The sequence below is a fragment of the Fluviicola chungangensis genome (assembly GCF_007558725.1).
GTDB classification, from domain to species: Bacteria; Bacteroidota; Bacteroidia; order Flavobacteriales_D; family Crocinitomicaceae; genus Fluviicola; species Fluviicola chungangensis.
The window spans coordinates 86,711-109,730 of sequence record NZ_VLPL01000009.1 but is presented as its reverse complement, the minus strand read 5'-3'; the positions used below and the strand labels follow the sequence as shown (position 1 = coordinate 109,730).

At 42.6% G+C, this 23,020-nt stretch carries 20 protein-coding genes and 1 pseudogene; 10 read left to right on the top strand and 11 right to left on the bottom strand.

Annotation, left to right across the window (positions count from 1 at the left end):
* The first annotated feature begins 102 nt into the window (after window positions 1-102).
* The 3 genes from porU to ispF are packed head-to-tail and all read left to right on the top strand — an operon-like array spanning window position 103 to window position 5,800.
* Window positions 103-3,993 (top strand): type IX secretion system sortase PorU, encoded by a 3,891-nt coding sequence (gene porU, locus FO442_RS16215; RefSeq protein WP_144334268.1) that lies wholly within the window; start codon window positions 103-105, stop codon window positions 3,991-3,993.
* Window positions 3,994-4,052: 59 nt separating this feature from the next.
* Window positions 4,053-5,321, top strand: coding sequence for a type IX secretion system outer membrane channel protein PorV (porV, locus tag FO442_RS16210; protein WP_144334267.1), 1,269 nt, complete (start codon window positions 4,053-4,055; stop codon window positions 5,319-5,321).
* On the top strand, window positions 5,321-5,800 hold the full coding sequence (gene ispF / locus FO442_RS16205; RefSeq protein ID WP_144334266.1) for a 2-C-methyl-D-erythritol 2,4-cyclodiphosphate synthase: 480 nt from the start codon (window positions 5,321-5,323) through the stop codon (window positions 5,798-5,800). The genes porV and ispF overlap by 1 nt, the downstream gene beginning before the upstream one ends.
* A gap of 66 nt (window positions 5,801-5,866) precedes the next feature.
* Here the strand turns inward: ispF and FO442_RS16200 are convergent, their stop codons facing one another.
* Entirely contained in the window at window positions 5,867-6,361 is a 495-nt protein-coding gene (locus FO442_RS16200; protein ID WP_144334265.1) for a GNAT family N-acetyltransferase, read from the bottom strand.
* A gap of 113 nt (window positions 6,362-6,474) precedes the next feature.
* Here FO442_RS16200 and bioB point away from each other — a divergent pair, with 113 nt between their 5' ends.
* From bioB to FO442_RS16165, 7 genes are all read left to right on the top strand, one after another.
* On the top strand, window positions 6,475-7,569 hold the full coding sequence (bioB, locus tag FO442_RS16195; protein WP_144334264.1) for a biotin synthase BioB: 1,095 nt from the start codon (window positions 6,475-6,477) through the stop codon (window positions 7,567-7,569).
* Window positions 7,570-7,635: 66 nt separating this feature from the next.
* A complete protein-coding gene (locus FO442_RS16190; protein WP_246073872.1) occupies window positions 7,636-8,673 on the top strand; it encodes an aminotransferase class I/II-fold pyridoxal phosphate-dependent enzyme in 1,038 nt (345 codons plus the stop codon).
* A gap of 150 nt (window positions 8,674-8,823) precedes the next feature.
* Entirely contained in the window at window positions 8,824-9,444 is a 621-nt protein-coding gene (locus FO442_RS16185; protein ID WP_144334262.1) for a TetR/AcrR family transcriptional regulator, read from the top strand.
* Window positions 9,445-9,493: 49 nt separating this feature from the next.
* The gene (locus FO442_RS16180; protein ID WP_186280195.1) at window positions 9,494-10,840 is read left to right on the top strand and encodes a TolC family protein; all 1,347 of its coding nucleotides are present in this window, start codon (window positions 9,494-9,496) and stop codon (window positions 10,838-10,840) included.
* Between the two features lie 14 nt (window positions 10,841-10,854).
* Entirely contained in the window at window positions 10,855-11,898 is a 1,044-nt protein-coding gene (locus FO442_RS16175; protein ID WP_222102007.1) for an efflux RND transporter periplasmic adaptor subunit, read from the top strand.
* Between the two features lie 33 nt (window positions 11,899-11,931).
* Window positions 11,932-14,991 (top strand): efflux RND transporter permease subunit, encoded by a 3,060-nt coding sequence (locus FO442_RS16170; RefSeq protein ID WP_144334259.1) that lies wholly within the window; start codon window positions 11,932-11,934, stop codon window positions 14,989-14,991.
* 121 nt (window positions 14,992-15,112) lie between these two features.
* Window positions 15,113-15,565, top strand: coding sequence for a hypothetical protein (locus FO442_RS16165; RefSeq protein WP_144334258.1), 453 nt, complete (start codon window positions 15,113-15,115; stop codon window positions 15,563-15,565).
* A 111-nt stretch (window positions 15,566-15,676) separates the two neighbouring features.
* Here the strand turns inward: FO442_RS16165 and FO442_RS16160 are convergent.
* The 10 genes and pseudogenes from FO442_RS16160 to FO442_RS18770 form a co-directional block, all read right to left on the bottom strand.
* Window positions 15,677-16,368, bottom strand: a pseudogene (locus FO442_RS16160) (DUF3050 domain-containing protein).
* Between the two features lie 254 nt (window positions 16,369-16,622).
* On the bottom strand, window positions 16,623-16,988 hold the full coding sequence (locus FO442_RS16155; protein ID WP_144334257.1) for a DoxX family protein: 366 nt from the start codon (window positions 16,986-16,988) through the stop codon (window positions 16,623-16,625).
* Between the two features lie 46 nt (window positions 16,989-17,034).
* Window positions 17,035-17,442 carry a VOC family protein gene (locus tag FO442_RS16150; RefSeq protein WP_144334256.1) on the bottom strand — a complete coding sequence of 136 codons (408 nt, stop codon included), beginning with the start codon at window positions 17,440-17,442 and terminating at the stop codon, window positions 17,035-17,037.
* Window positions 17,443-17,455: 13 nt separating this feature from the next.
* Window positions 17,456-19,270 (bottom strand): serine hydrolase, encoded by a 1,815-nt coding sequence (locus FO442_RS16145; RefSeq protein ID WP_144334255.1) that lies wholly within the window; start codon window positions 19,268-19,270, stop codon window positions 17,456-17,458.
* 143 nt (window positions 19,271-19,413) lie between these two features.
* Complete coding sequence (locus tag FO442_RS16140; protein WP_144334254.1) at window positions 19,414-19,890, bottom strand: hypothetical protein; 477 nt, start codon at window positions 19,888-19,890, stop codon at window positions 19,414-19,416.
* Between the two features lie 117 nt (window positions 19,891-20,007).
* Window positions 20,008-21,009 (bottom strand): hypothetical protein, encoded by a 1,002-nt coding sequence (locus FO442_RS16135; protein WP_144334253.1) that lies wholly within the window; start codon window positions 21,007-21,009, stop codon window positions 20,008-20,010.
* Window positions 21,010-21,072: 63 nt separating this feature from the next.
* Window positions 21,073-21,432 (bottom strand): DUF4180 domain-containing protein, encoded by a 360-nt coding sequence (locus FO442_RS16130; RefSeq protein ID WP_144334252.1) that lies wholly within the window; start codon window positions 21,430-21,432, stop codon window positions 21,073-21,075.
* A gap of 76 nt (window positions 21,433-21,508) precedes the next feature.
* Complete coding sequence (locus tag FO442_RS16125) at window positions 21,509-22,045, bottom strand: hypothetical protein (protein ID WP_144334251.1); 537 nt, start codon at window positions 22,043-22,045, stop codon at window positions 21,509-21,511.
* A gap of 57 nt (window positions 22,046-22,102) precedes the next feature.
* Entirely contained in the window at window positions 22,103-22,693 is a 591-nt protein-coding gene (locus tag FO442_RS16120; protein WP_144334250.1) for a uracil-DNA glycosylase family protein, read from the bottom strand.
* A 98-nt stretch (window positions 22,694-22,791) separates the two neighbouring features.
* Complete coding sequence (locus tag FO442_RS18770; RefSeq protein WP_186280193.1) at window positions 22,792-22,953, bottom strand: hypothetical protein; 162 nt, start codon at window positions 22,951-22,953, stop codon at window positions 22,792-22,794.
* Between the last annotated feature and the right edge of the window lie 67 nt (window positions 22,954-23,020).

Sequence of the window (23,020 nt, the reverse complement as noted above, 5' to 3'; positions counted from 1 at the left end):
AAAAAAAAATACAATGGTTACAACTAAATCGCCGAAACACAAAAATAAAAAAAGAATTCATACGTTTGATTGAACATTCATCTAGTTTTCGAATTTTGTGCTATGAAAAACGACAAAACACAAGCAAGTTACATTTTTAACAAATATTACAAACTCCTTATTTTACTTTTGATAGGGCATTCATCTGTAGCCCAGGATGTTTCTGTCGAAATCAGTTGGCAGGATCCGAAAGAATTGACTATTAACGGTGTTCCGACAATCGTTCCCATAATTTCCGGTGGAGGTTTTGAAGACCGGCTTCCAATGCATTCCTTTCAACAAAAGTTTAAACCCGGTAATTATCAGGTCTCTGTGATTGATGTACAAACAGGACCGGTGAGCGCATATGAGACCAATTACCTGAATTCGATTATGGACCAGGTGCCCGTTTCCGCTCGGATTAATGCCAAGGTTTCAAAGGCAAGAAATGAACATTTTCTGATGTCGAATTGTATTCCTTATATCAAAACACCTTCAGGATACCAAAAAATAGTTTCCTATAAATTGCGGCCTGTTGCTTCCGGAGCAGTAGGTTCCAATTCCAATTATCTGAAAAGCTACGCCTCGAATTCGGTCTTGAATGCAGGTTCCTGGTATAAAATCTCTGTTCCAACTGATGGGATATTTCAGTTGAACAGGGCATTTTTTAAGAGTATGGGTGTGGATGTCGATAACCTGGATCCGAAAACGATCAATCTGTATGGAAATGCGGATGGCAGACTGTCTGAATTGAATAGCGCTCCTTTTCGGGATGATCTGACGAAGAATGCAATCCAGTTTGTAGGGAATTCGGACACGACTTTCAGTGAGGACGAGTATTTTTTGTTCTTCGGTGCCGGACCAAACCGCTGGGATCATGGATCTGGAACCAATTACGACCGAAATATGCATATTTATAGTGCTGTAAACCATTATTTTATTCATATCGATGAAACAGATCTGCCGTTGCGGATCCAAAGTCTTCCGGAATCTTCTTTGCCATCAACCCAAACGGTCAATTCCTATACGTTCTATGATATTCACGAAAATGAATCTGTCAACCTTGTTCAGGGGGGGCAGCGTTGGTATGGAGAAGCATTTGACGCAACTCTGACTCAGTCGTTTAAATTTAATATTCCGAATTTGGATCCGGGAATACCTATCCAGGTGAATTATGCGGTTGCTTCGAATGCAAATGGGGCGGGAAATAATTTCCAGGTAAATTACAATGGTTCTTCCGTACATAACCTTCCTATGAGCTCAACCTCTGATGATTACATTCGTACCACCGGAGCTTTTTCATTCAATGCAACTTCATCGCCTGTTGAATTGATCTATACCTTCAACAGGATGAATGCTTCCATTAGAGCGTACCTGGATTTTATACAGGTCGTTGGAAGAAGAAGCCTGTATTTCTACGGGAATTCCATGCTGTTCCGCGATTTGAATTCCGTTGGAGCAGGGAATGTGAGTTTGTTTAATGTGTCAGGGATGAGTGCAGCACATCACGTTTGGGATATTACTTCAAGAACGAATCCGAGATTAATTGCTGGCAGTTTGACCGGAAATGTTTTTTCGTTTAAACAAAATACGGATACCCTCAGGGAGTTTATCGCATTTAATGAGGTTGCCTTTGGACAGCCAACTTTTGTAAAACAGATTGAAAACCAGGATTTACATGCTTTGGGACAATTTGATTATATCATCGTAAGTCCGAAACAGTTTCTCAATCAGGCAGTTCGCCTGGGGAATTTACACGACGCGAACGGACTGTCTACCGTTGTTGTGGATGTAGATCAGGTGTACAACGAGTTTTCATCCGGGAACCAGGACGCAACAGCGATCAGGCGATTTGTGAAAATGTTCTATGAACGCGCGGGAGGGAATCCGGCTTTACAACCTAAATTCCTGTGTTTGTTCGGTGATGCAACATACGATCCGAAAAACCGGGTGGCTGGAAATAATTACATGATCCCTACGTATGAGTACCTGAATTCTGAAAATCACATTTCGGCATTGGTGACCGATGATTACTTCGGATTTATGGATAACAACGAATCAATTGACGGAAATGATTTGATGGATATCGGTGTAGGACGTTTATTGATATCCAACGCGACCCATGCGCAGACCCAGGTAGATAAGATCGAACATTACATGAAAAACGGAATCAATTCACCGATAGTTTCCAATGATCCGAATAGCTGCTGCGTAGGAGAGGCTGCCAACATGTTCGGCGATTGGAGACAGGTTTACACCAATATCACGGATGATGAACAAAGCGGTAGCTTTATTACAGCGGATGCCGAACCGGCTTTCAACCAGGTGCAGGCAGCGGCTAATGAAATGAATTGCGAAAAAATTTATTCGGATGCGTATACACAGGTTTCAACAACGGGTGGTCACCGGTATCCGGATGTAGTGAGTGCAATAACAGATCGGGTAGAGCGCGGTAGTTTGATTACCAATTATGTTGGACATGGCGGAGAGGTAGGGGCCGCGGAAGAACGCATTATAACGATTCCGCAGGTAAACGCGTGGACCAACCTGAATCGATTGGGATTATTTGTTACGGCAACCTGTGAGTTTACGAAATTTGATGATCCTTCAAGGGAATCGATCGGGGAATTGATCTCTCTGAATCCGAAAGGTGGTTCGATTGCATTGATGACGACTACCCGATCGGTTTATATTTCAATCAATACGGTAGTAGTTGCAAGTCTGTTTTCTCATGTAATTGAACGGGATGCCAATTTCGATGCGCTTGCTTTCGGTGAAATCATGCGCAGAACAAAAAATACTTCCGGAAATCAGGATAATAGAAGGTGTTTTAATTTGATCGGGGATCCCGCGTTAAAGATCTGCCTGCCAAAATGGAGGGTTGTAACTGATTCGATCAACCATGTGGCAATTTCCAATGGTGCAGATACGGTTAGAGCGCTTACCAAGATGCATGTTGTGGGACATTTGGAAGATTACAACGGGAACAAGCTGACCACTTTTAACGGTGTATTGTCTCCAACGATTTTTGATAAACCCAAAAAAGTTCAAACGCTTGCGAATGACCCGATAACACCTTCTCATCCAGATGGATCCCCTGTCATTACATTCAAAACCCAAAAGAATGCTTTGTACAAAGGTCGCGCAACAATAACAAACGGGGATTTCAAGTTTGAGTTCGTGGTTCCAAAGGATATTGACTTTAATTACGGAAGAGGAAAGATCAGTTATTATGCAGATAATAAGGTCATTGACGCAGATGGCTGGGACAGTACGTTTGTGGTGGGAGGAATCAACCCGAACCCTCCGGTGGATAACGTGGGACCGGAATTAAAAATCTACTTAAATGACGATTCATTTGTGAATGGCAGTATTTCCAGCTCAAACCCGTTGTTGGTAGTGGAAGCGTACGATGAGTATGGAATCAATACGGTTGGAAACGGTATCGGACACGATATTACGGCTGTTCTGGATGGAAATACCGGAAGCCCGATTGTATTGAATGAATACTACAAATCGAACCTCGACAGTTATCAAAACGGGAAACTGCAGTATACGCTTCGTAACCTTGCGGTCGGGCAGCACACATTGGACGTAAAGATGTGGGATGTAAACAATAATTCGAGTACTGTTCGATTGGATTTCACAGTGACGGAAGATCAGGATGTGCAACTGGATCATGTATTGAACTATCCGAACCCGTTTACAACACACACCATGTTTATGTATGAACACAATCAATCCTGTGCTTCTTTGGAGACCCAAATCAACATTTACACGGTTTCCGGCCGTTTGGTGAAAACAATCAATCAATTGGTGCCGACCAACGGATTCAGAGTGGAAGGAATTTCCTGGGACGGGAAAGATGATTTCGGGGATCAATTGGCTAAAGGTGTGTATGTTTATCAACTGAAAGTCACTATGCCTGACGGTAAAAAGGCCCAAAAGATGGAAAAATTGGTTCTTTTAAGATAGTTGCACAATAAAAGTCCTAGTTTTGCGTATTTTTGTCACAATTAAAACTGAAAACATTGATGTTATCACATAAATTACTAGTTATTAATCTTTTTGTAGGTTTTTTATCATTCTCTCAGGCAAACGGACAAGGAGTGACTCAAAATGATATTCAATTAAATACAATCACAACAGCATTGCCTTTCCTGGGAATCAATCCGGATTCAAGATCAGGGGCAATGGGTGATGCAGGAACAGCTTTGAGTCCGAATTCATCTTCCATTATGTGGAATACCGCAATGCTTAATTTTTCCGAAGCCAAATCGGAAATCGGTGTGAGTTATACACCATGGCTGAGACAATTAACAAATGACATGCACCTTTCTTATCTTTCCGGTTACTCAAGAGTGGGTGAAAGACATGTGATCGGTGGAGCTTTACGCTATTTTAGTTTGGGGGAAATTACTTTTACCGACAATGCGGGAAACACGATTCGCGAGTTTAAACCGAATGAATTTGAATTGACCTTGGGATATGCATTTAAACTAGCAGAGAAACACAGTATCGGTGTGAACGGAAAATTTGCTTATTCCAATCTGACAGGTGGTTTGGTGACACAAGGAACAGAAACAAAGGCTGCGATTGCAGGTATTGCAGACATTTCATATGCTTACAGAACTGAAGATATCAATTGGTTTAAAGTCAATGGAGTTTATGCCCTGGGAGTTACAATTACCAATATTGGTAACAAGGTTGCTTACTCTGCAAATGCTCGAAGAGATTTCTTGCCGACAACCTTGAAAATCGGGAATGCTTACACAGCGAAAATTGACAAATACAACAGTTTGACAGTAAGTGTGGACATCGCTAAGTTATTAGTTCCGACACCGCCTGTGTATGCAACAATCAATGGGGAACAAACGCTGATTTCCGGGAAGAACAATGATGTAGGTGTGATTGCCGGTATGGTGCAATCGTTTTACGATGCTCCCGGAAGAGTTCTCAAAGACGAAAACGGAGATCCGATCGATAACGGAGATGGAACTTACCAGGTTAAAAAGGGGTCCAAGTTCGGTGAAGAAATGCGCGAGATCATGATCGGTTCCGGATTGGAGTACTGGTATAACAATATTTTTGCCCTTCGCGGTGGTTATTTCTACGAAAACATTTCCAAAGGAGGCCGCCAGTTCTTTACGATGGGAGTTGGGTTTAAATACAATATTTTCAGTTTTGATTTCTCCTATCTGGCAGCATTGAAAAGAAATAATCCATTGGCAAACACGATGCGTTTTACCCTTCGTTTTACTTTGGGTGATAAAATGAATGATAAGGAGTCTAAGCCTGAATAATGGACATTCGGATTGGTTTCGGGGTAGATGTTCACCGTTTGGAGGAAGGACGCGAATTTTGGTTGGGAGGTTTAAAACTCCCTTCTTCGTTTGGTGCCGTCGGTCATTCGGATGCCGATGTCCTGATTCATGCCATATGTGATGCCTTATTGGGAGCTTTGAACCTGCGCGATATCGGGTATCATTTTTCAGATACCGATCCGCAATACAAAGGAATTGATTCGAAGATTCTCCTGAAAAATGTGATGACTTTGATTAAGGAGAAACAATTTTCAGTAGTCAATATCGATGCAACGGTCATCTTGGAACAGCCGAAGGTTAACCCGCACATTCCCCAAATGCAAACCATTCTTGCCGGCTTGCTGGAAGTGGAAGCTGATCGCGTTTCCATCAAAGCAACCACTCATGAAAACGTAGATTCATTCGGGGCGGGAGAAGCGGTGAAAGCATATGCTGTTTGCCTCGTTTCGAAGAGTTAGATATTAGGACTTGAATTGGTCCCGGTTGATGCAATTTGAAATCTTAATCCCGATAACTATCGAGACCTAAAGTCTTAACGTTTCCAGTACCATATCGTACCGGTGCATTCCTTTTCCGTAGCCATTTTCCGTTAGTTTCACCGTTCTGAATCCGTATTTTTCAAAAAAGGTGTGTGAAAACTGGGTGGTGTCAAGGATTATGGGTTTGTTTGGAAAATGAACGGGAATTTCTGCTAATCGAAATCGCAAAAGCTGTTCCCCGAATCTTTGTTTGTGGTAATCCCTGTGGATCATTCCCCACACGAACGTTATAGAGGCTGTTCCGTCAATTCCGTTCTTTTCTCCGAACCCACCGCAACCAATAAGCGTCTTTTCCAACTCCATTACATAGTACGGTGGATTGTCTGTTGCTTCCCGGTTGCTGAGTTTTGTTAAAAATCGTTCGTATTCATCGACTTCTTCCGGGGTGAAATACTTCGGAACGTTTGTTTTGAACATTTCCATACAGGAATCCTTGTCGGAATCCCTGTAAGCTCTGATGTGAGGTATTTCCTGATTCATCCGTTGAAATATTCGTCTTATAAAGATAATCGATTTCTGTTCATAATTTCAAAACACAAGTAGACGCCACCTTCAGGAGACTTCGTATATTTGTTCGCATTAAGAATTCAGATATGAAAGTAAACCCCGCATACAAAACGAAAGAAAGCTTACTGGAATTATACAACAAACCGCTGTTGGAGCTGGTTTTTGAAGCAGCAACGATACACCGTCAATTTCATAACCCGAGAGAAGTTCAGATGTCTTCTTTGTTGAGCATCAAAACGGGTGGTTGTCCGGAAGACTGCGGATATTGTCCGCAGGCAGCTCGTTATCACACGGATGTGGAAGCTCATAAATTAATGACGGTTGAATCGGTGATCGAACAGGCGAAAAATGCACAGGCAAACGGTTCGTCCCGTTTGTGTATGGGAGCTGCATGGAGAGAAGTCCGCGACAATAAAGATTTTGACAATGTAATCGAAATGGTGGCAGCAGTAAACAATCTTGGAATGGAAGTGTGTGCAACACTTGGGATGATGAACGAAGACCAGGCACACCGGTTGAAAAATGCCGGTTTGTTTGCGTATAACCACAACCTGGATTCTTCCAAGGAATTCTACGGAGATGTTATTTCCACCCGTGAATACGAAGACCGTTTGAATACAATTGACAATGCGAAAAAAGCAGGCTTGACCGTTTGTTCCGGAGGGATCATCGGAATGGGTGAAGCGATCGAAGACCGTGTAGGTTTATTGATGAGCTATATGGAAATGGAGAATCCACCGGAATCCATTCCGATCAACGCGCTGGTTGCAGTTGAAGGAACACCGCTGGAAGACCAAAAACCGATCGAACAGTGGGAAATGATCCGCATGGTTGCAACTACACGCATCGCATTCCCGGAAGCCGTCGTGCGTTTATCCGCAGGAAGAACAAAAATGACGATGGAAGGTCAGGCTTTGTGTTTTATGGCAGGAGCAGGATCTATTTTTGCAGGAGATAAGTTATTGACAACTCCGAATCCGGAGTTCAATGAAGACAAAGAAATGTTCGAAATTTTGGGATTAATTCCGAAAGAAGCATTTGCTGACGGTGAACAACCGGTTTCGAAACCGGATCCGATCATCGCAGCGAGAAAAGAAAAAGAAGCTCAGCGTGCAAAAGAACTGGCAGAGGCGAAAATTGCATCGCAGGGATTTGCTCCGCGTAAAGTGACCGTTTCTTAAACCATCGGCTTGAAATTTCAGGACAAATTAAAGGATAGAATAAAAAAGAGGAGTTTACGCTCCCTTTTGTCGTTTGATAATCACATCGATTTCTGGTCGAACGACTACTTGGGACTGGCTGGAAAAGAACAGTCCATAAAAATAACCGGAAGCACGGGGTCGCGCTTAATTTCCGGGAATTCGAAAGCGGTAGAAAATGTTGAAAGGCAGCTTGCCCTTCATTTTCAATCCGAAGCGGCCCTGATCTTTAATTCCGGATACGATGCCAATGTGGGCTTGTTCTCTTCTTTACCGCAAAAAGGAGATATTATTTTGTACGATGAATACGTCCATGCCTCCGTTCGCGATGGAATTCGCCTGAGTTTCGCCACTTCCTTTTCGTTTAGGCACAACGATGTTGCGGACCTGGAAAAAAAGCTGAAGAAAGCAGATCGCATGTCGCCAAAAGCTTCAGCGATGGGACAAGGAACTGTTTTCGTTGCGGTAGAATCTCTTTACAGCATGGATGGGGATCTTGCTCCTTTGATTGAAATGAGCAGGCTGTGTGAAAAGTTTGGTGCACTGCTGATCGTTGACGAAGCGCATTCCGGCGGTGTTTTCGGGAAGGAAGGCAAAGGATTGTGCGAAGAATTGGGAATTGCAGATGCTGTTTTTATCCGCCTGTTCACTTTTGGAAAGGCTTATGGAGCACATGGAGCGGCTGTGTGTTGTTCGGTTGAGGTACGGCAATACCTGATCAATTTTGCCCGTTCGTTTATTTACACGACAGCCTTGCCGGAAGCTGTGTATGTCCACATCCTGAATCAGGTCGAAAGAAGCAAACAGGATATTTTACGCAAACAATTACAGGCAAATATTGCTCATTTTACTAAAAGTGTCCGGTCGACCTCCAGTTCTGCAGATTCCCCGATTCAGGTGATTGCGTTTCCTGATTTGGAATTATGCAAAATGAAGGCTGCAGAATTACAAGATGCCGGTTTCGCCATAAAAGCCATTTTACCACCAACTGTTCCGGCCGGTGCACAGCGGCTGCGTATTTGCCTCCATGCATTCAATACGAAAGAAGAAATAGATCGATTGATCGGGTTGTTGAAAATTAATTGATCGTCTCCTTATTTTCTTAAATATACTGTTAGTTTCAATCAGCTATCTGGAGGCTTAGAGAAATAAAAAATCATTTTTCTTGCATTTTTTTCGAAATAAAATTTGGAAACTTAACAGTGTTAAGTATATTTGTACCATTCAATATTCAAAATGGGAATAAACGAACGTAAGGAACGGGAAAAAGAAGTATTGCAAAAAAGCATTCTCACAGCTGCTCGTGAGGTATTTTTGGAAAAGGGCTTTGACCAGACGTCCATTCGTTCGATTGCGCAAAAAATTGAATACAGCCCCACAACAATTTATTTGTATTACAAGGATAAAGATGCGATTTTATTCGCACTTCATTCCGAGGGATTTCAATTACTGGCCAGCAAAATGGAGGTGCTGAACCTGGTTGAGAATCCGCTTGAACGCATCAAGGCAATGGGGCGTGTTTATATTCGTTTTGCCATGGAACATCCGGATTATTACGACCTGATGTTCGTGCAGAAATCGCCGATGAACAAACTGGATGAAGATCACGAAGTTTGGCAAGAGGGAATGAGCACGTTCGATGGCTTGAAGTTTTCTGTTCAACAATGTATGGAACAGGGCTATCTTCCTTTCAATGATGTAGAAGCGGGTTCTTACCTTTTGTGGGCCACACTGCATGGAATGTGTAATTTATATGACCGCGGTCGCTGCAAAGTACTGGACGAAGAAAAAAGCGAGCAAATCGTTGATTTGGCTTTTGCGGAGTTCTTAAAAATGCTTGACGCTTTCGGGCGCTAATTTTTTTATTAGTCACTTAACACTGTTTAGTAAAATAACAATGATTATTATGAGACAAAAAATGATTCTTTTGTTTGCGATTTCGGCAAGTATGCTCGGACATACATTTTCCTGGTCGCAGGGAGCTTTGGAGAACTATATCCGCCAAGGGCTGGACTCCAATTTGGTACTCAAGCAACGTTCAATTCAATTGGAAAAAGCGCTTTTGACTTTAAATACAGCGAAAAGCAATTTCCTGCCTTCTGTGAATTTCAATGCTTCCTATACCACTGCGGAAGGAGGAAGGTATTCAGAACTCCCGGTTGGTGATATGCTGAACCCGGTTTATTCGACCCTGAACCAAATGACCGGTACAAATGCTTTTCCACAAATTCAAAATCAGCAGATCAATTTCCTGCCGAATAATTTCTACGATACGTACCTCCGCACTTCTGTTCCTTTACTGAATATGGATATGATTTCCAATAAGCGCATCCAGGAACAAAAGGTTGAGTTGACCAGCCTGGATATGCAGGTTTATGCCCGCGAATTGGTGAAGAATATCAAAGTGGCTTATTACAACGTGATCATGGCCTCCAAATCGGTAGAAGTGTATGAGTCGAATAAAAAGATCCTGGAACAAAATGTCGCTTTGAATGAAGCTTTGATCAAACAGGGAAAAGGGTTGAAAGTAACGCTGGTAAAAGCTCAGACAGAATTGATGAAGATGAATACGTCGGTTTCTACTGCAAAGAACCAATTGAAAAACGCACAAGCCTATTTTAATTTCCTGATCAACAAACCACTGGATTCGGAAATTATCTTAGAAGAAGCTACGGCTGAGAACCCGCAATTGGAAGTCAAGCAGGAACGGGAAGAACTTCAATTGATCAATCAATCGATCGACGTGCAGGAATCCGTTTTGAGAATGAACAAAAATTACTGGGTCCCGAAGATCAATGCATTTTTGGATTTGGGATCACAGGGAACAAACTGGGAAGTGAGCAGAAAATCGGCTTATTACATGTTTGGTGTTTCTGCTTCCATTCCGATCTACAACGGTTCGCGTAATCAACAGCAAATCAAACAAACGAAATACGATCTTGAAAATGCCCGTTTGCAATTGGATCAGGTAGCTCAGCAACTGGAATTGCAACGCACACAAGCCTTACGTAATGTATTGAACGCACAGGAAAACTGGGAAACGGCTAAAGTTCAGTTAGAAGCTTCCAAAGAATATTTTGCGCTGGTTTCCGGTGCAAACAGAGAAGGATTAACCAATCAGCTTGAGTTCATCGATGCCTCCAATCAGGTGATCAACGCGGAATTGTTTGTCCTCATTCAATATCAAAATTACTTGAGTTCACTGGCTGAACTTGAGCGGGCAGCAGCAACATATCCATTGAAATTCAATTAATAAACTATTCGATTATGAAAAATTTAGTCATTCCGGCATTGCTTCTTTCGGTTATCCTGGCTTCTTGCGGTTCGAAAGAAAAACCAACCAACGACATTCCCAAAACGGAAGTCATTCCTGTAAAACTGGAGTCAATCCGGGCGATGAATTCCAACGAGGAAATTCATGTTTCCGGTCAGTTTACTACAGACGACGAAACCTATTTGTCCTTTCTTTCGGGAGGAATTATCCAGAAATTGTATGTCAAAGAGGGCGATAAAGTGCACAAAGGACAATTACTTGCAACTTTGGATTTGACACTGGTAAAAGCTGCTGTGAGCCAGGCAAAATTGGGGCTTGAAAAAGCAAAGCGCGATTTGGAACGCGCGAAAAACCTGCAAAGAGAAGGGTATGCAACCCTGGAACAAATGCAAAATGCCCAAACCGCTTTTGACGTTGCACAGGAGCAGTTGCAATCTGCCTTGTTCAACCTGAAATACGCAGAAATAAGAGCTGTTTCCAATGGATATATCCTGAAGAAAATGGCGAACCAGGGACAGCTGGTAAGTAGCGGAACTCCTGTTTTCCAGACGAACGGTGCAGGATCCAACGCATTTAAATTAAAAGTCGGGGTGAGTGACCGGCAATGGAGCCAGATTAAGATCGGTGATCCGGCAGAAGTTCAGGCCGATGTTTTCAGGAACAAAACGTTAAAAGCAAAAGTTTCCCGCAAATCGGAAAGCATTGATCCATATAGCGGAACCTTTACCATAGAATTGGAAATCCTGGGAAAATTGCCGGAAGGTTTGGCAAGTGGGGTTTTTGGAAAGGCAACGATCACACTTTCGGAGACTTCCGAGAACTGGAAAATACCTTACGAGGCATTGCTGGACGGAAATGCAGACGATGGGTTTGTTTTCATTTCGAATGATCAAAAAACAGTAAAGAAAGTTCCGGTGAAAATTGAGAATCTGGACCAGAACGTGGTCGAAATCTCGGAAGGTCTGGAAGGATACAAATATGTGATTGTTTCCGGCGGTCCTTACCTGAACGAACATTCGACGATCTCATCCAAATAAGAGAAAGCACAGCTTTCGATAATAAAAAAACAGATGAAAATAGCAACTTACGCAGTACGCAATTACCAATTTACTTTGGTATTGTTTATCATGGCGATCGCTTTGGGAGTGAATACGCTTTTGACCATGCCTCGAAGTGAGGACCCGGCAACCAATTCCCCTATGTTTCCTGTTATTGTTGTGTATCCGGGAACAAGTCCTTCCGATATGGAAGAATTGGTTGTAAAACCGCTGGAAAAACAAATCTACAGTCTGGAAAATATCAAGCGGATCAAAACCCAAATAAAAGATGGGGTTGCGATCATGCAGGTCGAGTACAAATACGAATCCGATGTGAACGAAAAATTCCAGGAGCTGACACGCGAAGTCAACGGAATGCGTTCCGAACTTCCGGATGAAATCCTGAGTATTGAAGTCAAAAAACTCGTAGCTTCTGATGTAAATGTGATTCAAACGGCCCTGATCAGTGAAAATGCATCGCGCAAGTCCTTGAAAAAGGTAGCGGAAGATTTGCAGGAAGAACTGGAAAAACTGCCGGAACTGAAAAATGTGAAGATCCATGGTTTGTCAGACGAACAGGTGAGAATTGATCTGAGAACCGATAAGCTGGCACAATTGCACCTTCCTCTGAATGCCGTTGTGGGAACTTTGCAAAGTGAGATTGCGAATATTCCCGGAGGAAGTATTGATGTCGGTACTAAATCGTTGAATGTGAAGACCAGTGGAAATTATGTTTCCCTGGACGAGATTGCGAATACCATTATTTATGCTTCCGAAGGGAAAACCATTCCGTTGAAAGATGTGGCAGATGTTTACTACGATTTTTCGGAAACCAAGCACATTACGCGCCTGAACGGCCACCGCTGTGTGTTTGTAACAGCAGCACAGAAAGAGGGGTTCAATATTTCCGAAACGCAGAAGAAATACCAAAAAGTATTGGATGAATTTGATCCGCACATTCCTTCCAACATCGACATGGTGAACCATTTTGACCAGGGAGACAATGTGAATGCGCGTTTGGGCGGTTTGGGTGTTGATTTCCTGATCGCAATTCTCCTGGTTGCCATCACTTTGCTTCCTTTGGGAGGAAGAGCATCTCTGGTAGTCATGATCTCTATTCCGCTTTCACTGGCCATTGGATTGGTACTTTTGAACGTCATGGGATACAATATCAACCAGTTGAGCATTGTAGGCTTGGTGGTAGCGCTTGGATTGCTGGTCGACGACAGCATTGTGGTGGTTGAAAACATTGAACGCTGGCTGCGCGAAGGTCATTCCAGGATGGATGCCACTCTGATGGCAACACAACAAATCGGGCTTTCGGTAGTAGGTTGTACGGTCACATTGATTATTGCCTTTTTACCATTGGTATTTTTACCTGAAGTAGCCGGTGATTTCATTCGGAGCCTTCCAATGGCAGTTATTGCGAGCGTACTGGCTTCCATGCTGGTTTCATTGACCATCATTCCGTTTTTATCCAGTCGTTTGTTGAAACAACACCAGGGACAACACGATGGGAATATTTTTCTGAGAGCCTTGCAAAAAGCTATTTCCGGGACTTATTCCGTTTTGCTTGACAAAGCGTTGAAAAGACCGATCATTACTTTGACGGTGGCCCTGGCAATTTTTGCAGGTTCTTTGGCATTATTCCCTGTCATTGGGTTCAGTTTGTTCCCGGCTTCGGAGAAACCGCAGTTTATGGTGAATGTTTCAGCTCCTTTGCAAACCAACCTGAATCGTACCAATGAGATTACGAAATACGTAGAGAAGGAATTGAGCAAAATTCCGGAAGTGGAATACTATGCGTCCAACGTTGGGAAAGGAAATCCGCAGGTCTATTATAATGTAGCACAGGAAAATGAACGCACTGATTTTGCCCAGGTCTTTGTTCAGTTGGATAAACATACCGGAGTAGAGAAGAAGCAGGAGATTGCCGATCATTTACGAAGTATTTTCAATGAATACCCTGGAGCGAAGATCGAAGTGAAGAATTTCGAGCAGGGTCCGCCGATGGTTGCTCCGGTTGAAGTGCGTCTTTCGGGAGATAACCTGGATACTTTGCGCAAGTTGAGCCAGGAAGTTGAAATCCTGTTGAAAAAAACTCCCGGAACGATGTACGTAAACAACCCGGTAAGCAACCTGAAATCCGATTTCAAATTAGTAATCTCAAAAGAGAAAGCACGTGCTTTGGGAATCAATACGGTCGATATTGACAGAACGGTCCGACTGGCAATTGCAGGAGTAGATCTGGGAACATTTTCGGATAAAAACAACGACGAGTTTTCCATGCTTTTGACCACGCATAAAGGCGAAAGAGCGACTTTGGATGTCTTCAGCCAGTTGTACATCAATAACCAGCAGGGACAGGCTATTCTGCTTTCCCAAATTGCAAGTCTGGAACTCGAAAGCTCTCCTTTATTCATCAATCACCTCAACAAAGTCAGAACGGTATCCGTGAGTGCTTTTGCTCAGAAAGGAGTGTTGGCAGATAACCTGATCAATGAGGTTATTGCGAAAATGGATCGGAAGAAACTTCCGAGAGGATATTCGTATGTGATGGGTGGTGAATTCGAATCACGTAATGAATCATTCGGAGGTTTCAATACCATTATCACGATTACTGTTTTCTTATTCGTTGCGGTATTGATTTTGTTGTTCAAGACCTTTAAAAGTACGCTGATCGTATTATCGGTCATTCCGCTTGGAATCGTGGGAGCAGTTATTGCGCTTTGGATGACCGGAAATTCGCTTTCATTCGTTGCGGTGATCGGGTTGATTGCACTGGCCGGGATTGAAGTGAAGAACTCCATTTTGCTCGTTGATTTTACGAATCATCTCCGCGAAGAAGGGCGAAGCCTGGATGAAGCAATCCGGGAAGCAGGAGAAGTTCGCTTCTTACCAATCGTACTGACATCACTGACTGCAATCGGAGGTTTGATCCCAATTGCAATCTCTACCAATCCATTGATTTCACCTTTGGCAATTGTATTGATTGGCGGATTGATCAGTTCGACGCTGCTTTCACGGGTTGTCACACCGATTATCTACAAATTGATCCCGCCTAAAGTGGAGGAAAAGAATAAAGCGATATGAAAAGTATCCCGCAGATTAAAACGTGTTTTCCGCGATCATTTTAAGATATGGAACAAAGGCTGGCGATTTATTGTCAGCCTTTTTAGCTGAACCAATTTCATTTCCGGTTGTAAAAAGAACTATGAAAGCAATTGGTATTCTTTTTTTATTGGTGTTCAGCCCGGATGGATTTTCACAGGACGCACTCACCAATGTCCTTATTCATACCTGGGCGGGAGGAGTATGCTGCTCAAGCGGCACGGATGTAACGATCACGATTCCGGATGAATTATCCCGTCTTGATTTTGATTCGTTGGTGTATAGTTCTTCCTTAGGCCAGCAAGTGTTGATTTATTCAACTGATTTCCATTCCGCCAACGCACCTGGAAAGGGCTTTTGCACCCTGGTATACGGTTGGTCCAACACGCATTACGGATACAATGAACTTCCGGGAACCAGTTCCTACTATGGACTTCCCGAATCGCGTTTTCGGATGACTGCTGCAGGTACTTCGAAATTACTGGTCTATTCCGGGAGTCACCTTATCAAAGAAGGAAAAGTAGCGGAACAATTTACCATGACGGCTTATCCTTGAATCAAAAAGGATCCGATCTGTTTTTTTGTGTGTAAAGACTCTGCATCCTTTGTGTGCTGACGGTCAATTTTTCTTGCCAGGAGCACAAAGAACACCATATTTTATGTCGTTTTATACCATTTGATGTTTCCTGATTTCTTCAGACACCCCATCCCACAACTGCTTGCGCATCTCGAGGGATTGGATGGAATATGTTTCGGCTTCCCGCCATTTTTCCGGATCATTTCCGCACAATTCACTCACCATTTGTAAAGCCAGGTGTCCATGGTGGTCACCATCCACTTCAATGTGCCGGTCCAGGTAGAATTTGAAGGTAGCCAATTGTGTCGGGAATTTGGCATTCAAATCGCTGACGATGCTGTGGAACATATTCGGGATTAAGTCCTCTCTTCCGAAGGTGAAAACAGCAGCGATCACATGCGGTTTTTTAGTCGCGATGACTTCAAAGGTAAATTGGAGGAAACGCTTGGCAGCTGGTGGAATGGAAACTGCTTCAATGGCTTCTTCGATACTTTTCCCCAGTTGGATTTGAGCAAATAGGGCATCGATTCCTGTCCGCGACGCTCCAGTTTGTTCCATTGCATCCAGGTACAGTTCGAAATGACTTTTGCGGATACCGTCTCCCTTCTTTACATCTTCTTCCGAAGCCAGGTCAGATTCTTCTCCACAAACAATTTCATTGATGGGTAACGAACTTCTGCGGACCCAACGGGGAACCATGGAACTTGCGTGCAGGTCAGTTGATTTTGAAGCGCTTTTAGCAGGGACATAAAATCCCAGACTGCATAAATATGGTGTTCCATAAATGTGCGGATATCTTCAATGGATTGAATAGCTTCGTAGCTTGGGTGGTGAACTACTTCTTTGCGAACTTGTTCCAAGCTTGCCTGAATTTGTTTGATCTCTTGTGTCATAGAACAGTGTGTTGTTAAATGTTATTAATTACGGTTAAGCTTGGGATGATTTTTATTGAAAAAATAGTTTTGTCTAAACATCTCGCTTATCCACTTTTCAATTTAAATGGAACTCTTTGGACCTTTTCTATTTTTTTGAACTGTCAAAAAACCTGGTGCAGCTTATGATGGCTCCAGTATGAAACTGCAAGAATAGCAAACACGACGAGAGGGAAAAAAGTAGCTCCCGTGATTCCATCTACCCAGGCAAGTGCAAAAACTGCTGAAAGCATATCCAACGCCAAACCGAAATATGCCCATTCCTTGATCCGGTTTCCGGCAAAAGGCAATAAAATTACCAATGCCCCGATTGCTTTTAAAATTCCCAGTTCCCAGTGGAACCAGGACGGTAGCCCTAAATGAGTTGGAACTGCTTTTGCAAAAGGAGTATCCAAAAAGAAAACTCCCGGGATGATAAATAAACCGATCAGTCCGGTGCTGATCCAAAATGTAATTTTGATTCCTTTCATCTTGATTTATATTATGTTCGTATTCACGGCTGTTCTGTATCGCCGGTTATTTCATTTTAGAAAAGTCCATGTAAAGTCCGTTCCAGCGATGTCCGTCCAGATCCGCAAATGCAAAACCGTACATCCATCCCTGGATTTCTGCAGGTTCTGCAAATACATGCCCGCCTGCTTTTTTTACTTTCTCAGCTAATTCATCGATTTCTTCTTTACTTTCCGCATCAAACGAGATCATCATCTGAGCAGTTTTGGAAGTGTCATTGACTTCTAAACCGCCATTGAAATGCTTTAATGTGTTATTCGGAAATAACATCACAACGGTCTTCCCTGCCTGAAAACAGCCACGTTCTCCTGCGGCAGATTGTTCATTTTTGGGGGTAAACCCGATTGCAGTGAAAAAAGCCAGGGAAGCATCTACATCCTTAGCAGGTAAATTAAGCCAAATTTCTTTCGTCATATCTATGGGGTTGTTATTTGCGTTTTGCAGTGAAATTCCCGTTTGGTTGTATGAATGTTACGGCTTTTGAATTTCCGTTTTCAACGGTGAATTTTATACTGTATCCTTTCGCAATGGCAAGGTCAAAGGTGTCGTTACCCACAGAAACGGTTTCGTAATCCGGTTGTCCCGGTACCAATAACATGAGCGTTGTTCCTTTCAGGTAAATTTTTACAGTCATACCTTCCAGGTCGTAATCGCCTACGTACTTGTTCAAATCATCTCCAGATAAATTGACCTTGATCGGCTGTCTTGCAAATACGGTTGCTTGTCCGGGTTCGTCCATTTCAATCGAAGCGCTTTCAATCTTCCCGTTGTTCGCTGTTCCGAAATTGATCAGGAAATGATTGTCGTCCTCTTCAGGCGAATCGTCTTTCTTGTCGACGGATTTAAACTCGAACACATCGTAATGATAATGTTTCAGCCAGGTTTTTTCTCCGGCTATGAAAGTAAACAAGGTATCGTTTTTCCATGTGACCATGAATTCTGAAAAAGCCGGGTTTCCATATAAGCCGGCATAGTCCTTGAGCGGGTGAGACGGATGGGTATTTTTCACCTGTAAACTATCGGTCGAATTTTTCACCTTTTGCTTCATCTCCATCATTTCATCCATTCTCTTTTTGGCATCTGCATTCCACGGAATCGGGTCTAAAGCAAATAATTTGTCCGATAGGATGTTTCGTACGATATCTGTTGCCGCGGAACCGTTTTGATTGGTCAATACCACAATACCGATCGAATCGGAAGGGTAGAAAGCCACATTTGCAGAAAACCCGTCGATGTTTCCGCCATGTTCCACTAAATAATGTCCACGGTATGATTTCAGGAACCACCCCAATCCGTAGTTACTGAATTGGATATCGGGATGTTCTCCCGGCCGTCCGCCCGAAACAACCATTTGTGCACTGGAAGCATCTCTCACGTAAGCGGCAGGAATGATTTCCTTTCCGTTGAATTTTCCATCCATGATCCAGGTCGAAACCCAATTTGCCATATCGTTTGCGCAAGAATTAATGCTTCCCGCAGGTCCCATTCCGTTGATGTTGTAGTACGGAATTTTTGTGATGGCAGACTTCTCGTCGAGTGTATAAGGAAGAGAAGCATCCGGATCTTTTTGAGTCGTGAAAATATTGGTATTACTTCGCGTCATTTTCAGCGGGACGAAAAAACGCTGTTGGATGTTGTCTTCCCAGCTTTTTTCCGTAATCTTTTCGGCGATCATTCCCTGGGCAAGGAACATGAAGTTATTGTATTGCCATTTTTGACGCAGTTTCGTGTTTGGTTCCATGTATTTCACCCGCTGGATCAAACTGTCGCGGTTACTGGTGTTGAACAGATACCAGGAGTAGTCAAAGCGGGAAAGCCCAGTGCGGTGACACATCATGTCCCGGATTGTAATACCGGTGTTCATATAATCGTATTTGAAACTTAATTGTGGAAGGTGGGTAGTTGCCAAATCATCCAGCTTCAGCTTTCCTTCTTTTTCCAGCTGGCCTAAAATTGCGGCTGTAAATGCTTTGCTGGAAGAACCGATTGCAAACAAGGTATTGGGAGTTACCGGTTTTTTGTTCTCGTAATCGCGGTATCCGAATCCCTTTGAATAAAGCACCTTGTCTTTGTAAACAACGGCAACCGAGTACCCGGCTACTTTTTGATCTGCCAGGACTTTTTCCAGTTCTTTCTCCACTCCGGAAAGACGCTTGGCATAGTCCGGAGTTTTTTGTTTGGTTTGCGAAACAGCTGTGAGAGCGCAGGTAACAGCAAGAAAAAGGGTAACGATTTGTTTCATTGGATCTGATTTTATTCGACGTAGTAAATGTAAGAAACTTGGAGGAACAACGATGTTAAGGACCCGGGGATGTTGAAAACAAAACGGATTTTGAGAATAGAGTTCGGGAACGGTACATCGTTATGCCCCGAACAAGTTAATAGTTAACCCTGTGCCTTTCTGACCTTTCTGCTTTTAAGGATTGAAAACAGGATGTTTAATCCGAAAATAATCTGCGCACCGATCAGGATATAGATCGTATTCGAGACCCAATCAACCGTATTGATTGCCATTTCAACTTGCTGTGCTTCGTTAGAAAGGCTGTAATCGGTATATTTTGTTGGAGATACTTCCTGCGGAACAGCAAAATAAATGACTGCCAGACTGATGATTGTCAGTAAGTAATGCGCGCCAAAAAAATACAGGTTCATGGGTTTCTTTGAAAGTTCGAAGGCCAGGGAAATTCCGGCAAAAAGTAAGAAGCAAAAAGCCAGGGCCAGCCAGGCAAAACTTTTCGGGATGGCGAAATAAACCTCCTTGAGCGCAACGTCAAGCGTCTCGGACCGTTCCAAGAAAGCAAGGATGCCAAAGATCAAGGCGGTAATGACATACACAATTGAAATAAAATGACCTCTGAACATGGATTTTGTTTTAGTTCTTAAGTTACGTCAATGAAATGGATTTATACAACTATTCACAATGATTTTCCGGTTTAATCTGAAAAATCAAATTTGTTTAATGATAGATGAGTGCCGGTGTTACTTTTGTAGTTGAATGTCTTCCACAATCCGCGTAAGTTCATCCAGCGAACCTTCCAAATTGGAAGTCATAGAAACGTGTACCACCAGGTCTTCTTCAATTTCCCCGGCCGGAATGACTTGTTCTTTGCAGTAGTAATTTTCGTTCTCGACCTGGAAGAATACCCAGGATACATTTTTACCTAAGAAAGTCCCGTTGATCTTTTTGAGATCACTTTCTGAAAAGCCATAATCGCGGTAATTCAAGGAAGGATGGTGTCCGGTGTATAGCGTAATATTTGTCCAGTTCGTATCCGAGTAAGGACGGTAAGTCCGGAACTTGAATACCTGGAAATCGTATTTCTGGCTTACATTGACAACATAATTTTGCGGCAGTTCAAAGGTGAATTTTTTTTCCGACCCGAAAATGGCCAATGTTTCTTTACGTGGACTCAGATCGGTTTTCCGGTTGCCTTTTACTAAGGAACCGAATACCTGTTCGGTGAGTTTCACAAATTGGTCCTTGAGCTTGTAAGCAGCAGGATTGATTAAAGCGTGAATACGGAACAGGGTATTATCCGGAGTTTTTACCAGCAGGGTATTTAAAAGAATGCCGTTTTGGGTAGAATCCCATTGTGTTGGCGTGGCCAGGATGGAATAGAGTTGATTGTTGTCTGTCAGTACTTTCAGTTTGAACGGATCATTTGCATAATCCTTTGAAACATGCTCGAATAAGTGGTCTTCTCCCAATGCGAATAGTTCTTCGGCAAAAAATACCAGTCGCATATTCTGAATATCATAAATGATGCGTGTTTCTTCATTGGCGTTATGATCCACCGACATGATGTCCACCCCGCGTTTCACATTTTGTGCTCCTTTTGGGAATGTAAATACCGCTTTTCCGTTCAAAACCGGAAGTGGATTGTTGAGATTTACTGTATCCAGATTTTGAGAAAATACGTGCTGAAAAAGAGATAAAAGAGTAATTGTAACAATTAAGCGGGCATTTTTTTTTGGTTCCATGGTCTTGAGATTTCGTTCTTACTAAATTAATTCCATTTCGACTCAAAGGTTACTGAAGAAACTTTACGAGGATAGTTTCAACAAAGCAGTCTCTGTATTTGGTAAAAAGTTAACTTGCTTCCCCTTGTTGCATTCATATATAAAATCGGTGATGCTTTTTCCTGTATAAGGAGAAAAGTCACCGGCAATGACCAAACGGACACGGTAATTGGAAAATTTTTGAAGAATTTCTCCCGCCATGCCGTTCTTCAGGTCGAAGAAAGCGGGAGTGATGTTCTTTTCGTGAACAATGATGCGATCGAAACCCTGGTAATAGAGACTTCCCAGGAGATCGAGCCCGTCTTCGGCTTTTTCGATAATGAAATGATCCGAATGGACTTCTGCGATTGGAATCGCATTTATAGTATGGGTTTCAATGTGCATGGTTTTTATTTTACCACAAAGTTATCCTGTAACTCTTTGCGTTCTTCCACTCTTTGCGGTTTAGCTATAAAAATACTTAGTTTCCGATAAAACTCAAATCCAGGTAGTAGTTGGAATGATCGTTTGGATCGAGGTAAAAGCCAGTTTCTTTTTGAATGGCAAAATACATTTCGAGGCTTTTGGTCTCCAAACTGCAAGGCCAGTGAAATTGTTTCGTTTCACCTGCTATTTCCAGTTCGAATTCCAGGATGGTTTGAATATTTTCCTGTTTGATCTCAATATCGCCTCCCAGGTTTCGTATAAAATGAGAGTCGTTCCATTTGTTACTTTTAATTTGAATGGTATTCAGGTCAATGAGGTATTTGCTCCATGAAGTGAGTTGATTGAAGAATTTTAACTCTTCGGTAATTACTTTTTTCTTTGAGAATCGAAGAGCAATCCAAAGAACAATCAAAAACAACAACATCAATATGATTCCCGTTGCGAACATGATGAAGCTTACATAGTTGTCGAAATGACGCAGCGCTCCGCGAACAAACATGTAACCTACAAGTGCAAGTGCAAAATTTGCGACCAGGACGATGGTTAAGATGCGTTCTTTGATGGTTTTCATTTGGTTTATAGAGTATGTGGTTTATTCATTCCTCTGCGTAATCAGCGGGAGATTCTGCTATAAAAGTATCTCGTTTTTGTATAACTCCACCAAATTGTCAAAAGAAATCCGGTTGGCGGCGCGGGGAGAAGTGGAGTACAAAACAACAAGTTCTATGGTTCGGTTGTGGTATTGGAACGAACTTTTGATCGGTCTTTTTCCAGTTGGAAAACGGTGAGGAATTCCCTTTTCTGCCAAAAAAAGGTTAAACCACCGCACCGCGCTTTCCTTTCCTGAACTGCTGGTAAAAATGAGTTTTCGAATTCCGGGGTTTTCGTCCAGGATTTGGAAAATGTCCATGTATGCATCGACGCGCAGATTTTCGTCCAGCGAACTGTTGTTGCTGCGCGTTATGTGTTGTCCCATATCCGTTACGGCGACGTGCAGTTTTCTCAAGATGTCTTTTCGCTCTTCCACAGCTGATTCTCCGCCCGGAATTTGTAATTCGGTTCCGGCGATCCGCGCCATGACTTTCCAGAAGAAGTTGTTTTTGTTGGGGTAAAAGAAATCAAAAGACCAGTTTCTTTTCGTGGGAGGAAAAGTTCCAACGATAAGTACACGACTGTTTTCGGGAGCAAACCAATTCCAGGGATGAAGTTCTTTTTGCATCTTTCTAAGTTAGCTATCCGACAGGTTAACCACAAGGGACACGAAGATCACTAGGATTTTTTAACAACTTTATCATTTATTTTCTTTGTGTGCTGTGGTCATTCAATTCTGAAATTCACCGGTTTTTGTTCTGCTTCATCCATTAACAAGGCGTATTTGGATTGGGAATAGTGTTTTTTATAGAACAGGATATAATTTGCCTGCAATACCTGGTAGGTTTTGGAATTGACTGGTAATCTGAACTTGATGTAAAAGGACAATCAGCATGAATAAGCGCCGCATTGTCGGGAAATTATTCACTTCAGTTCGGCAGAAAGTAATAAAGGC

Excerpts from the sequence above, each read along its gene's own strand:
- porU (WP_144334268.1), top strand. The coding sequence starts at position 103 with ATGAAAAACGACAAAACACAAGCAAGTTACATTTTTAACAAATATTAC.
- porV (WP_144334267.1), top strand. The coding sequence starts at position 4,053 with ATGTTATCACATAAATTACTAGTTATTAATCTTTTTGTAGGTTTTTTA.
- ispF (WP_144334266.1), top strand. The coding sequence starts at position 5,321 with ATGGACATTCGGATTGGTTTCGGGGTAGATGTTCACCGTTTGGAGGAA.
- FO442_RS16200 (WP_144334265.1), bottom strand. The coding sequence starts at position 6,361 with ATGAATCAGGAAATACCTCACATCAGAGCTTACAGGGATTCCGACAAG.
- bioB (WP_144334264.1), top strand. The coding sequence starts at position 6,475 with ATGAAAGTAAACCCCGCATACAAAACGAAAGAAAGCTTACTGGAATTA.
- FO442_RS16185 (WP_144334262.1), top strand. The coding sequence starts at position 8,824 with ATGGGAATAAACGAACGTAAGGAACGGGAAAAAGAAGTATTGCAAAAA.
- FO442_RS16180 (WP_186280195.1), top strand. The coding sequence starts at position 9,494 with ATGAGACAAAAAATGATTCTTTTGTTTGCGATTTCGGCAAGTATGCTC.
- FO442_RS16175 (WP_222102007.1), top strand. The coding sequence starts at position 10,855 with ATGAAAAATTTAGTCATTCCGGCATTGCTTCTTTCGGTTATCCTGGCT.
- FO442_RS16170 (WP_144334259.1), top strand. The coding sequence starts at position 11,932 with ATGAAAATAGCAACTTACGCAGTACGCAATTACCAATTTACTTTGGTA.
- FO442_RS16165 (WP_144334258.1), top strand. The coding sequence starts at position 15,113 with ATGAAAGCAATTGGTATTCTTTTTTTATTGGTGTTCAGCCCGGATGGA.
- FO442_RS16155 (WP_144334257.1), bottom strand. The coding sequence starts at position 16,988 with ATGAAAGGAATCAAAATTACATTTTGGATCAGCACCGGACTGATCGGT.
- FO442_RS16150 (WP_144334256.1), bottom strand. The coding sequence starts at position 17,442 with ATGACGAAAGAAATTTGGCTTAATTTACCTGCTAAGGATGTAGATGCT.
- FO442_RS16145 (WP_144334255.1), bottom strand. The coding sequence starts at position 19,270 with ATGAAACAAATCGTTACCCTTTTTCTTGCTGTTACCTGCGCTCTCACA.
- FO442_RS16140 (WP_144334254.1), bottom strand. The coding sequence starts at position 19,890 with ATGTTCAGAGGTCATTTTATTTCAATTGTGTATGTCATTACCGCCTTG.
- FO442_RS16135 (WP_144334253.1), bottom strand. The coding sequence starts at position 21,009 with ATGGAACCAAAAAAAAATGCCCGCTTAATTGTTACAATTACTCTTTTA.
- FO442_RS16130 (WP_144334252.1), bottom strand. The coding sequence starts at position 21,432 with ATGCACATTGAAACCCATACTATAAATGCGATTCCAATCGCAGAAGTC.
- FO442_RS16125 (WP_144334251.1), bottom strand. The coding sequence starts at position 22,045 with ATGAAAACCATCAAAGAACGCATCTTAACCATCGTCCTGGTCGCAAAT.
- FO442_RS16120 (WP_144334250.1), bottom strand. The coding sequence starts at position 22,693 with ATGCAAAAAGAACTTCATCCCTGGAATTGGTTTGCTCCCGAAAACAGT.